At 55.7% G+C, this 12,892-nt stretch carries 10 protein-coding genes and 1 pseudogene; 4 read left to right on the top strand and 7 right to left on the bottom strand.

All coding sequences use genetic code 11. The features are described 5' to 3' along the window. The 3 genes and pseudogenes from IPJ12_13115 to IPJ12_13105 all read right to left on the bottom strand — a co-directional run bounded on the left by IPJ12_13115 (window position 1) and on the right by IPJ12_13105 (window position 3,563). Window positions 1-864 carry a tetratricopeptide repeat protein gene (locus IPJ12_13115; protein MBK7648063.1) on the bottom strand — a complete coding sequence of 288 codons (864 nt, stop codon included), beginning with the start codon at window positions 862-864 and terminating at the stop codon, window positions 1-3. Window positions 865-1,327: 463 nt separating this feature from the next. Beyond that, window positions 1,328-2,074 (bottom strand): ATP-binding protein, encoded by a 747-nt coding sequence (locus IPJ12_13110; protein MBK7648062.1) that lies wholly within the window; start codon window positions 2,072-2,074, stop codon window positions 1,328-1,330. Then, a pseudogene (locus IPJ12_13105) lies at window positions 2,067-3,563 on the bottom strand (IS21 family transposase). The gene IPJ12_13110 and the pseudogene IPJ12_13105 overlap by 8 nt, the downstream one beginning before the upstream one ends. 177 nt (window positions 3,564-3,740) lie before the next feature. Between IPJ12_13105 and IPJ12_13100 the strand changes: the two are divergent. Together IPJ12_13100 and IPJ12_13095 are read left to right on the top strand one after the other, a co-directional pair. Further along, window positions 3,741-4,184 (top strand): hypothetical protein, encoded by a 444-nt coding sequence (locus IPJ12_13100; GenBank protein MBK7648061.1) that lies wholly within the window; start codon window positions 3,741-3,743, stop codon window positions 4,182-4,184. Continuing rightward, on the top strand, window positions 4,177-5,274 hold the full coding sequence (locus IPJ12_13095; GenBank protein MBK7648060.1) for a hypothetical protein: 1,098 nt from the start codon (window positions 4,177-4,179) through the stop codon (window positions 5,272-5,274). The genes IPJ12_13100 and IPJ12_13095 overlap by 8 nt, the downstream gene beginning before the upstream one ends. Window positions 5,275-5,383: 109 nt before the next feature. Here the strand turns inward: IPJ12_13095 and IPJ12_13090 are convergent, their stop codons facing one another. Together IPJ12_13090 and IPJ12_13085 are read right to left on the bottom strand one after the other, a co-directional pair. Continuing rightward, the gene (locus IPJ12_13090; GenBank protein ID MBK7648059.1) at window positions 5,384-6,586 is read right to left on the bottom strand and encodes an ammonium transporter; all 1,203 of its coding nucleotides are present in this window, start codon (window positions 6,584-6,586) and stop codon (window positions 5,384-5,386) included. Between the two features lie 159 nt (window positions 6,587-6,745). Continuing rightward, on the bottom strand, window positions 6,746-7,975 hold the full coding sequence (locus IPJ12_13085; protein MBK7648058.1) for a murein transglycosylase A: 1,230 nt from the start codon (window positions 7,973-7,975) through the stop codon (window positions 6,746-6,748). Window positions 7,976-8,021: 46 nt separating this feature from the next. Between IPJ12_13085 and IPJ12_13080 the strand changes: the two genes are divergently transcribed. Further along, entirely contained in the window at window positions 8,022-8,912 is an 891-nt protein-coding gene (locus IPJ12_13080) for an ATP-binding protein (protein ID MBK7648057.1), read from the top strand. After that, entirely contained in the window at window positions 8,909-9,853 is a 945-nt protein-coding gene (locus IPJ12_13075; GenBank protein ID MBK7648056.1) for a Nudix family hydrolase, read from the top strand. The genes IPJ12_13080 and IPJ12_13075 overlap by 4 nt, the downstream gene beginning before the upstream one ends. Before the next feature lie 73 nt (window positions 9,854-9,926). On the opposite strand, the gene IPJ12_13070 is transcribed toward IPJ12_13075, so the two are convergent. Further along, window positions 9,927-10,136 carry a DNA gyrase inhibitor YacG gene (locus IPJ12_13070; protein ID MBK7648055.1) on the bottom strand — a complete coding sequence of 70 codons (210 nt, stop codon included), beginning with the start codon at window positions 10,134-10,136 and terminating at the stop codon, window positions 9,927-9,929. Between the two features lie 126 nt (window positions 10,137-10,262). Then, window positions 10,263-12,869 (bottom strand): hypothetical protein, encoded by a 2,607-nt coding sequence (locus IPJ12_13065; protein MBK7648054.1) that lies wholly within the window; start codon window positions 12,867-12,869, stop codon window positions 10,263-10,265. Window positions 12,870-12,892 lie beyond the last annotated feature (23 nt).

Below are 12,892 nucleotides of genomic sequence, written 5' to 3'. Positions count from 1 at the left end.
TTAGTTCCAGTCGCTATCGGCACTGGAAGCACCATCATCCCAGGAAGAACTATCTGCAATACCGAAGTCGTTACCACCCATATCGTCCAGCGGTGTCGACGGCAAATTGGGGATACTGTCAAAACTGGAGAATGCCTGGTCACTGGCCGGTACAGTTTTGTGCCCATCCATGAAACGATGCATCAATGCCTCGCCGGCGACGACTCCAGCCCCAACAGCAGCACCTGTCGCCAAGCCACCCAACATTTGCGAACCAATCCCCTGGCCGGCGACCGGTAGAACACCCGTTGCACCATAGCCCTGTGCAACGCCACCATTTGGCGATGAAGGATAAGCCGGACGATAACCACCAAATGCTGGTTGATCTGCACCACCATTGTTGGTGGAATTACGGCGCCCCATGAATTTGGTTGCCCACACAATAAAAGCTATAAGCCCTAATCCGATGAACAAAATTCCCCACGGAGGGTTCGAATTCGTTTCCGACGCTGCAGGAGAAACTGCACGCTGAACCGGTAGCCCTGAAGCAGCGGTTACTTTGTGGGAAACCAGACTGTCTTTGAGACGGGAAACAGATTGCCCATTTGCAAATGGCAAACCTGGCGCAAGTTTTTCCGCTGTCTCCAGTTCATTTGCCGCCTGTTTCAACAGCCCTTGTTTCGCCAGCAATTCGGCTTCAACATAATGCGCCTTTCCGCTGTTTGGATGCGCCTGTAAAACTTCACGCATCATTCGTTGGGCATCATTCACTTTACCAGCACCAGCCGCTTGATACACCTCATGAAGTGAGGGCTCGGAAGCAAATGTCGGCAGACAAAAGCCGACAGAGGCAAACACGATAAAAGCAAAGATGATCTTTTTCATTCAAGCCTCCAGACGTTTATTGGAGCTACCGTTCATGGAATCTCCTTGGTGTCCAAGATATGAATTGCCTGTCGTGCTTTCAAGCTATGTTCTGCGACATTTGGTAACCAATCATTTCGGGAACCGTTCGGTTCCGCGCGAGACAAAAACAAAAAAGGGAGCAACCCTGCTCCCTTTTTTGCGCTACCGGACAGACTCAATACGCCATCCCCATCATCGTCTGATCTTACTAACAAAGTCCGTAACAGCTGAACACGAGAAATCAAGCGTCGTGAGCGCACTAAAAAAACCTCTCTGTCCGTAACAAGGCCTCTACTAAAGCCACTCCCGATTGGGACAAAAAATGTAGTCGGTAACACATCGTTAAAGCGACTTCTGATCAGATCGTACAGGCAGGTAGTCAGCCAGATCCAACGATTGGTCCTCGCCCACCAACTGTCAGCTATCAACTGTCGGCGCGCGTTTAATTTTGACCACCTGTGCTCGTTGAATTTTGACCAGGTGTGATAGCCACCTGACATAGGTTGGCTTGTGGATAAGTGTAGCTCAGAACAACCGATTTCCGAGCCACGATGAATGCGTTGGGGAAGCCGTGGAGGACGGCGGCAAAGGTCAGGTTGGTCGTGATCATCACGCTGGTGTGCTCGTAGAGCTTCGACAGCAAGTGAAACAGCAAGGCACCACCAGCCTGGCTGAACGGCAGATAGCCCAGCTCATCGAGAATCACCAGATCCATGCGCAGCAGTCCCAAGGCAATCCGGCCAGCTTTGCCGGCCGCCTTCTCTTGTTCCAGGGCATTGGCCAGATCCACCGTCGAGAAGAACCGAACCCGCTTGTTATGGTGCCCAATCCCCGAAACACCCAGTGCCGTGGCCAGGTGCGTCTTGCCGGTTCCCGTGCCACCGATGAACACCACGTTCTGCGCTTCCTCGGTAAAGGACAGGTCGGCCAGTTGCCGAATCAGTTTCTGATCTACCTTCGATTGATCGAAGTCGAATCCCGCTAGATCCCGATGTACAGGGAAGCGGGCCGCATGCATCTGGTAGCCAATCGAGCGCATGACCCGGTCAGTATGTTCGGCCTGCAGCAGATGCTCGATCAACCAGCGAGAAGTGTCGATGCCGGCGCCACCGTTGGCCGATAGCTCTTCCCAGGCACCAGCCATGCCGTGCAGGCGCAGCTCCTTGAACTCACTCATCAGCTCACGCATGGTCGCTCACCTCCACGCGCAGCTGGTCGTAGCGACCCGTATCGGCGATCGGTGCTTCGCTGATCGTCAGCGGGTCTCCACCGGTGGTGGCATGGGTCCAGACTTCAGTCGATTGAGCATGTTCTCGACGTGCTCGGCACTGGGCAAGCCTGATTCCAGAACCAGATCGACCGCCACCAGCACAGACTCCAGACCGAACTGCGCAATCGCTGACAGGACCTTGGCCATGACCCGATCACCACCTTCTCGACGCAGCAACAAACTGCGCAGGCGCTGCAAAGCTTCCGGCATGTCGGCAAATGGCGCGCCATTTCTCAAGGCACCCGGCTTGCGTTCAATCAGCGGAATGTAGTGCTGCCAGTCGTAGAGCGTTTGTTGCCGGGTGAAACTACGCGGATGGCTGGCCATGCGCAGATCGTGCGCCACCATATCAATCCGCTCCGGATAGAGACGCAGGCTAACGACCTGGCCGACCAACTCGCACGGCACCGAATAGCGATTACGATCCAGCGTGACTAGGCAGGTGCTGGAGACTTTGCCCAGGGTTTCCAACATAACCATCGAAGGGCGCCACCATTGGCATCAGGCTCGGTTGCTCGTGTTCCAGCATCTCGGCCACCGTCAGATCCGCGTACTCAGGATGGCGCAATTCCTGCCACAGGCTACGGCAGCGTTCGAGCAGCCAGACGTTCAGTTCGGTGAAAGAGCTGAAGCGTTCCTTGCCGGCATCCTGCCAGAGCCGCAGCCGGCTATCCTGGACATTCTTCTCGACAACGCCTTTCTCCCAGCCGCTGGCGACATTGCAGAAATCCGGGTCGAACAGGTAGTGGGAGGCCATGGCCGAGAAGCGGGCATTGACGATACGGGACTTGCCCTTCTGCACCTTATCCACGGCCGTCTTCATATTGTCGTAGATGCCGCGCCGAGGAATGCCGCCCAAGGCCGCAAACGAACGGGTATGGGCATCAAACAGCATTTCGTGGCCTTGCGTCGGGTAGGCCTGAACCACAAAGGCCCGACTGGCACAGAACTTCAGATGCGAGGCGAGAATCTTGCGCCAGACACCACCGATCACCAAATGCTCTTCGCTCCAGTCGAACTGGAAGGCTTCGCCTAATTCAAAGTGGAGCGGAACGAAGGCTTTGCTGACCGCCGCGCCACCATCGGAACGCCAGCGCCGGATGAACTCAGTGACCCGGCAGTAGGTGCCCGTAAATCCGGCCGCCTGCAATTCACCAAAGAGTTTCAGCGCCGTACGCCGATCCCGTTTCGGGCGCCGAGCATCCGTTTCCAGCGCCTTGATGAGTCGCGCCGCATAGGGCGCAATCTTGACGTTCGGGTTCTCCCGTTCGTACTTCGGCTCCGTGCCTTCCGGCGTCCGTAACCAACGCTTGACGGTGTTCCGGCTATACCCCGTCTTCCTCGAAATCTCGGATAGCGACACGCCATCCCGGTAAAACAACCGCCGAATCCTTCCCAGATCCTTCATGGTGATCATCTCCTAAAATCCTGCTCAAAAAATGAGCGGACTAGTTAATCACCCTGGTCAATTTTCAGCGCGCACAACCTCGCTTTTCTGGTCAGTTTTCAACGAGCGTCAACACTCGGGCTGCCTACTAGTGAAACAAACGTTGTTCTGGTTCCGCTAAATGCGGCAACTTTTTACTTGATTGGCCATGCCTCATTTGATAAGTGGATTTGGCGACGGAAATTCGTTCAATCACTACTAGGCATTCCAGACTTGAATGGCGTTTGGGAATGCGAAGGTGAAACCATAGGCGAGGATGGCTGTGTGACATACCACTGGAACGCCAAGGTCACGATCAATCAGACTTGGGAAAGAATCAGGATCTACCTCAACACAGGTCAATCGTGCTCCAGAAGCAAATCTGCAGCATTAGTGCGAGAACCTGGGCGAGGATATGTACTGATGTATAGCTATCAAAACGAGCCAAAGATAGGAGAGCCCGAGCTTCGAACGCACGTGGGTTACTGTGAGCTGCAACTTGATGAGAGTTTGAGCACGGCGGAAGGAAACTATTTCAACAATCGTGGTCGGGTAACTTTTGGCCGCATGAAACTTGTCCGCAAGGAGCCAGCGAATGTCTAATTACACCCAAAAACTGGCGAATATGCGCAGTCGCCGGCTTGGCCTTGATGCCAGCGCGGCACTATCTGCCGCCTTCGACAGCGCATCACTACATAAATCGCTAACTGAAGCATATGAAACCCGCGGAAAAACAGAGGCCATCAAGTATGCGTTAGGTGCGATGCAAGCACTCGACGCAAAATACACCGAGGTCAGCATCCAGGAAGGCGATCGCGTTAAGAAACAACTCGACGCAGGTCTCCAAACGCTTGGAATTCCTGCCTATTTTGAGTACCAAGGATCTGTGCCTCTCGATATCCACATCCGTCGTACGAGTGACATTGATCTGCTCGTACTTCACGGCGGTTTTGTCACGGTAGACTGGACAGGATGCAAAGCATCTACCTACGTAACGTTGTCAGGCACTGTTCTAGATGAGATGGTTGCGCTCCGCAGCCGTTGCGAATCGATTCTTGACCAGAAATTTCCTTCGGCCAAGGTAGATAAATCAGGAGCCAAGTCTATTTGTGTATCAGGTGGCTCATTGCAACGAAAAATCGATGTCGTTCCGAGTCATTGGCATGACTCGGCGGCATATCAGATATCACGAGAAAAACACGATCGTGAAATTCGCATTCTGGACAAGTTTGAGAAAAAGCTTATCGCCAACAGACCTTTCCTCCACATGCAAAAAATTCAGGACAAGGAGTCCCTAACCAATGGCGGAACAAAAAAGGTTATTCGGTTACTTAAAAACCTCAAGAGAGATTCATCAAAAGACATCAAATTGAGCAGTTACGACATTGCGTCGATTGTGTGGAACCTCGATAGCCAAGCGCTGAATAAACCCTACTATCTTGAGCTGTCTCTAGTTGGGGAAATACTCGCCTATTTGCAGTACCTTGAGGCCAATTCGGCACAGGCAAAAATGATCGACGTTCCGGACATGTCAAGAAAAGTGTTTGACTCCCCTGATAAATTCGAAGGGCTGCGCCTTTTGAAAGCGGAAGTTGAGGAACTTGCCGCAGATATTGCCAAAGAGCTTCAGCCCATCTACTCGTACAACCGGGAACTGATTCAGAAAAGTTTGGCTGAAGCCTATGTGTTTTAGCCGGAGGCCCATCAGCAAAAAGCCCCGCACAATGGCGGGGCTTCACTAAGTTCTGTCCGACCGACTTTATTACACTCCGACAGACTTTATTTATTGCGATCAACGTCAATTACCAGTTTGGCTCGCGCTCCGGCGTGGAGGTAATTCTATGGATGCTGATATCTGCCCCATCGTATTCTTCGTCCTGATCCAGGCGTAGGCCCAAGGTTGCCTTGAGCACGCCATAAACGAGGGTGCCACCGATCAGGGCAACCAGGATCGCCAACGCCGTCATGATCAGTTGCGGCATGAAGGCAATACCGCCCGCACCTCCCAAGGCCTTGCTGCCGAAGACTCCTGCGGCTATCCCGCCCCAAGCACCGCACATGCCATGCAGCGGCCAGACGCCGAGCACGTCATCAATTTTCCAGCGATTCTGCACCAAGGTGAACATACCCACGAAGAGAGCCCCCGCCACACCACCGACGACCAACGCCCCAATTGGGTGCATTAAATCGGAGCCGGCACAGACCGCGACCAGGCCCGCCAAAGGGCCGTTATGCAGAAAGCCCGGGTCATTTTTCCCGGCGACCAGCGCAACCAGCGTACCGCCGACCATGGCCATCAAGGAATTCAAGGCCACTAGACCGGATATCTTGTCGAGGGTCTGAGCGCTCATGACATTGAATCCGAACCAGCCGACAGTCAGAATCCAGGCACCCAGCGCCAAAAAGGGAATCGATGATGGCGGATGCGCCGAGATCCGGCCATCCTTGCTATAGCGGCCGTAACGTGCGCCGAGCAGAAGAACCGCAGGCAGTGCAATCCAGCCGCCCATGGCGTGAACCACAACCGAACCGGCGAAATCATGAAACTCTTCGCCAAAGCTTGCCTTCAGCCAGGCCTGGATGCCGAATGCCTGATTCCAGGCGATACCTTCATAAAAAGGATAGACAAAACCGACCAGCAGAAAAGTGGCTATCAATTGCGGATTGAACTTGGCCCGCTCGGCTATTCCGCCGGAAATAATCGCCGGAATAGCGGCCGCAAAAGTCAGCAGAAAGAAAAATTTGGTCAGTTCATATCCATTTTTTTCCATCAATGTTTCAACGCCAGAGAAAAAATTGACGCCGTAGGCAATGCTGTAGCCAACGAAGAAGTAGGCAACCGTCGAGATTCCAAAATCACTCAGAATCTTGACTAAGGCGTTGACCTGATTTTTCTTGCGGACCGTGCCCACTTCGAGGAAGGCAAAACCGGCGTGCATGGCGAGCACCATGATGGCGCCCAATAAGATGAACAACACATTACTGCTGGATTGATACGTTTCCATGAAACACCCCAAACAAAGAATGGGCGTTTAGAAAGCAAGCACCATTCCAGTGCGCCATTAATGATGCAAATCAGTGCATTGCAAAACCGAACACCGACCAAATGGCACTTTAATGGTGCATTTTGTGACGCACAAGTTCCATCTTGGTGCCATAACGCATCATTTAGGGGAGAGCTCGTGCGGCAGCAAAATCCATAGCCGACCACTCTGCTTCATCCGCCCGGCGAGGTCACCAGCCTCCTTGCCGAAGCCCCAGAAAAAATCGGCGCGCACCGCCCCTTTGATCGCCCCACCCGTATCCTGGGCCATGACCAGGCGATTCAACGGCAGCGCAGAATTTGGACGGGTCGTCGCCAAAAAGACCGGCGAACCCAGTGGTATCGAGCGTGGATCAATGGCAATACTTCGCTCCGCCGTCAGCGGCACACCCAGTGCGCCAGTCGGGCCACCCTGACCGTTTGGCACTTCACGGAAGAAGACGTAACTCGGGTTTGAATTCAGCAAGTTATCCAGGCGCGTAGGATTGGCGCGAGCCCAAGCCTGAATCCCCTGCATCGAGGCCTCTTCCAGTTTCAATTCACCGCGTTCGACAAGCAACCTGCCAATGGATTGATAAGGGTGTCCGTTCTGATCAGCGTAATTCAAGCGAGCGGTACTGCCATCAGTCAGCCTGACCCGCCCTGAACCCTGCACTTGCAGGAAGAAAAGTTCAACCGCATCGTCAACGTAAAGCAGCGCTTTGCCCGGCAGTTTTTCGCCACGTGCGGAGATTTCTGCGCGCGACCAGTAGGGAACGACCTTGTTTCCCTCCAGACGGCCGCGCACTCGCTTGTCTTTCAATTCAGGAAATACCGCTGACAGGTCGATCGTCAGCAGGTCATCCGGGACACCACGCACAGGCTGTTCATAGCCTTTGGCTCGTGTTCGACTGCCGTTCAGTAGTGGCTCGTAATAGCCAGTGACCATTCCGCTGATCACGCCATCGCCGGATGAAACCGCATAAGGTTTCAGGTGCTGCTCGAAGAAGCGGCGCGGGTTATGGCCGGGCTTCCCGTCTGCTGCCCGCGCCAGATCGCAGACTCGTTTCCAGCCAGGGCCATTGGGCTTGCTTGCCACCCCACGACAGGAGAGCATGAAGGCCGGCCATGCCGCAGCAACATCATCCTCCGACCAACCGGGAAGATCACTCCAGCTTGCCGCCTGGAAAGTGCGCGAAAAAACAGGCGGCGTCGTCGGCGTAGCTACCGGCTGCACCGTCGGGCATACCGGGCAAGCCGGACAGCTTGAGACGCTGGGCGTACAAGCCGCAGGAACTGTGGCGGGCGGCACCGTGGAACAGCCTGCCAGTAAGGTAATAAATAAAAGAGCGACTGCTTGGATTTTTCGCATGGGTTTCGCTAGAGTTCTCAATTTGCCGAGAAGTATACCTGCCACCATGCCCAAACCAACGTCGTTGGAACACCTGCTTGTCCGTGCCGAGGCCGTCCTTGCTCGCCTTGAGGCGGTACTGCCCCCTACACCGGAGCTACCGGACTGGGGTGCCGCTGTCGCTTTTCGCTGGCGAAAGAGTAATGGGCGTGGCTGGTTACAGGCGGTTCGTCAGCCGCACCCGATTCGCCTGAGCGATTTGGAGAACATTGACAACCAGAAAGAACGCATTACCGCCAATACCCGCCAATTTGTTGCCGGCCAGACGGCCAACAACGTACTGCTGACCGGCTCCCGCGGCTCGGGGAAATCCTCTCTGGTCAAGGCGGTGCTCAACCATTTTTCGAGTAAGGGTCTACGCCTGATCGAGGTAGACAAGGAAGATCTGATCGACCTGCCGGACATCGTGGATCTGATTAACGGTCGACCGGAGAAATTCATCATTTTTTGTGACGACCTATCCTTCGAAGCCGGCGAGACTGCCTACAAAGCACTCAAATCGGTTCTCGACGGCTCCATCGCCGCACCGCCCGACAACGTGCTGATTTACGCGACTTCGAATCGCCGCCACCTGATGCCGGAATACTTTTCGGAAAATCTCGAAACGCATCGCGTTAACGACGAAATTCATCCCGGCGAGACGACTGAAGAGAAGATCTCGCTATCCGAACGTTTCGGTCTCTGGATTTCTTTCTACCCTTTCAGCCAGGACGACTATCTGGCCATCGCCAATCACTGGGCACGCCAACTGGGTGTTACCGAAGAAGTCATCGCTGCGTGCGAACGTGAAGCACTGAACTGGGCACTTAGCCGCGGCTCACGCTCCGGCCGTGTAGCCTGGCAATTCGCCAAGGATCTGGCCGGTCGTCAGAAGCCAAAGCGAAAGAAAAACAAGTGACCAAGATCGTCGAAGTGGCTGCTGCCGTCATGCTGCGCGCCAACGGCCGCGAGTTCCTGCTGGCCCAGCGGCCGGAGGGCAAGGTTTACGCTGGTTACTGGGAGTTCCCCGGTGGCAAGGTCGAGCCCGGCGAGACCGTTCGTCAGGCGCTGATTCGCGAATTGCAGGAGGAGCTAGGCATCACTGTGACCGAATGTTCGCCGTGGCTAACCCGCCAATTCACCTACCCGCACGCCACCGTACGCCTTAACTTCTGGCGGGTCACGGCCTGGCAAGGCGAAATCGGGATTACCGCGCCACTGGAGCACTCAGCGGTTGACTGGCAAATAACGGGCAAGGCTGCCACCGTCGCCCCCATCCTGCCGGCCAACGATCCCATCCTGAAAGCGCTGTCGCTGCCGACAACGATGGCCATCACGATGGCCGCAATCGAAGGCGTCGAACGCCAGCTGAAACGACTGGAAAACGCCCTGAAAGGCGGCCTGCGACTAATCCAGGTACGCGACAAAGGCTTGTCAGCAGCCGAACGCCATTCGTTTGCAAAAATGGTCTGTCAAATGGCACATCGTTACGATGCGCTGGTTGTCATTAATGACGATGAAGAAATCGCCCGTCAGGTCGGCGCCAATGGCATCCATTTTTCGTCAGTCCGCCTCGCCAACTGCGCGCAGCGCCCTGACTTCGCTTGGGTAGGCGCCTCCTGCCACAGCGCCGACGAAATCACCCGCGCGGGCCATCTCGACTTCGACTACGCATTGCTGGGCCCCGTTTTGCCAACGCCAACCCACCCCGAAGCCAAAGGACTTGGCTGGGCAGAAGTTGAAAAGCAACTTATCGGCAACACGCTGCCAGTTTTTGCCCTGGGTGGCATGCTGCCGGACATGCTGCGCGAAGCGGAAAATCACGGTGCCCACGGCATCGCGCTGATGCGCGGCTGGTAAACCTCGCCGCCAGAATATTTCGATTTTGGGCAAAATTTCCGGTTGACCGTAGAAGATCACCGGACGGCCAACTTCAACGTTCGGGCTGATCCGGAAAATCGATACCCGGCATACCGGCCTCTTCGTCGCTCACTGCGCCACCGATGCGATAAGAATCGCTAGCCCAGCACCCCAGATCAATCTGCTTGCAGCGCTCGGAACAAAATGGGCGATACGGATTTTCGGGCGCCCAAAGGGCATCCTTACCACATTGTGGGCAACGAACTTTGCGTTGAGAAGTCATGGTGTACCGTTACCGAAAAGACAATCAGGCTAAAAATGGAATTATCCCCGATAACTCAGACGGGCTGAAGACTGCGACGCCCTGAAATGCGGACGCCGCAGTCTCCAAGCATGCTGCTAGCGAAAATTACTTCCCGGATTCACCGAGAAACGGGAACTGCATCACTGAAACACTTTTTAGCCCGACGACCTCAATGCGGCCTGTGGTATCAAAACACTGGCCGGCCACACCGGATTGCGGCGGCAGACAGGCCTGAATGCCATACGCCCCCTTGGGCAAACGGGCAGGTATATCAAAACGTGAGCTCAGACGAACCTTCTCACCCGGGCCAAGTTTCGGCACCCGCATTTCACCAGCGGCGACGCGCAGATCGGAGCCATCCCGCGCAACAACATCGTAACGAATGGTCGATGCCGGGTTATTGACCCGCCCGGCATTGCCAACCAGCGCCCTAAGCGCGACGGCCTTGGATTCGATACGAAGGTACACCTTCTCGAATGAAAAATGCCCCGGCCTGGGATGTACAGCAATCAGCCGACAGACCGTCGATTTCGAAATTTCAGCAGTAGGCGTCGTGCCATCCATGGTTCGCGTTCCACCTGCGACCAGTACTCTCCCATCGGCAAGAAGCGTTGCCGTATGGTTGGCCCGACCAGTCCCCAACTCAGGAACCACGTTCGTCATTCCCAGATTGGTCGGGTCAAGACTCTCGACCGTGGCCAGAGGATTCCCGGAATACGTATCTTGTCCGCCAATCACCCAAAAAGCACTGGCGCCCCGCCCAATCTCGGTCATGGCATGATGAAAACGAGCTTGCTGGGTTTGCCCCTGGCTGCCGGCTGGCACCGTTTCGAAGGACTTCGTCGGGGTAATCCCGGAAGTCAGCCCACCAACTAGCAGCGCCGACGCCTGACCGGCGACTGCTGCCATGCGGTGATCCTTACGATTGGTCACCATCCACGACGAATTCGGAAAAGCCGAAAATGCGTTGGCGACGGGATCAAACTCTTCCACCGCATAGGTAATTCCGCTCACCAGATCGCTCCAGCCACCCGATACCAGAACCCGCCCATTGCTCACGCGAACCGCAGCGTGACCGCGCCGGTCCCGCGTCATGTCCGGACCTGCGGCGAACGTCCCTTGTCTGCTAACAGCATTCCAGCTGAAAAACTCCGTCGTCCGCTGGGGCGTGGGCGAAAAGCCACCCGTCACTAGTACCCGCCCGTCAGACAGCAAGGTAGCCGTATGATCAAGGCGTGGTACAGAGAGGGCGGCAGTACCACTGAAATTATTGGCCGCCGGATTGAATATTTCGGATGCAGATAAGAAATGACCTGTGCCATTTTGCCCGCCGGTCAACAACACATCGCCACTCGTCAGTAGTGTTGCCGAATGTTTCTCGCGAGCGCCCTGCATGGCGACCCGAGTAAAACTCATCGTCGCCGGATCGAACAACTCCGCACTGCCTCTTGCGGCGCCCATGCCATCACCGCCACCGGCAAGCAAGACCCTACCATCGACCAGCAAGGTACTCGAATGACTGGAGCGTCCCTCGTTCATCGGGCCGACGCCGGCCCAGAACGGATCGTAAATCTCGGCACCTGCCACTTGATTCAGAAACGAGGCATCAAAGCCGCCGGCGTACAAGACCTGTCCGTTCGGCAAAGGGGCTGCTACAGCGTAGAAGCGCGGCGTTACCATATTGCCCGCGTCCTTGAAGCCGGCCCCTGGGGTGTAAAGCTCGGTGGGCGCGACTGCCTGAGTATCCAGTCCGCCAGCCACCAGCACCTGCCCGGTGGGCAGCAAGGTTGCGAAGTGATTCATGCGGGGATGACTCAGCACGCCGGCTGGTGCAACCACCGTTCTGTTCCAGCGCTCAACTGCCGCCACAGGCTGATAGTTACGATCGGCCCCGCCGGTCACAAGAACGCTGCCATCCGCCAGCAAGGTCGCCGCATGATCCTGACGAGCGGATGCCAGTGAAGGCGCGGCACGTGTACTTACCGTTCGTGTCGCCCTGTTGTAGGAAAGGATTTCAACATTTTCAGTCGCGCTGAACGGGCCGTTGCCACCGACAATCAGGACTTCGTCAATACCTGCCGGACTTCCCGTCAGACGGGTCGCGGTATGGTGAGAACGGGGCGTGGCCAGATTGCCAACCACACTAAACGTTCCAGATGCCGGATCAAATAATTCCAGCTCGGCAACCGGCCCTGTCGACGAGCCGCCAGCCACCCCACTGCCTCCAACCAGAAGCACCTTGCCATCGCCCAACAGCGTCGCGCTGTGGTCGACACGCGCCTTGAGTAATGAACCGGTTGCGGCAAAACCATTACTCGCTGGATCAAAGATCTCGGCACTGGCCAGCGCCCCCGCGCTTCCACCGCCGATACTGCCACCCGCAACCAGGACTTTCCCGGAGTCAAGCAAGGTTGCAGTATGGAAATAGCGCGGCGAGATCAAATTTTGCGTCGGCACAAAAAGCCCGGTCGCCGGACTGAAAATTTCTCCCACATTGACCGCATTGACAGGCGTACTTCCCCCGCTGATCAAGACCCGCCGGTCAAGCAAAACCGTGGCAGCATGGCCCGCCCGCGGAGCAGACATCGATCCCGTGGCAATAAAACTGGCTTTCCAGGAACAGGCATCTTTTGCTCCAAGTGCCAACACTGCTTGGCAATGCAGAACACCGAGCAGCAAAAAAAATCCTAGAGAAAATGATCGACGGAACATGATGAGTTTCCTTTTCCGAAACG

This window comes from Betaproteobacteria bacterium (genome assembly GCA_016709965.1).
Lineage (GTDB): Bacteria > Pseudomonadota > Gammaproteobacteria > Burkholderiales > Rhodocyclaceae > Azonexus > Azonexus amarohabitans.
This window is presented reverse-complemented; position numbering and strand designations above follow the sequence as displayed.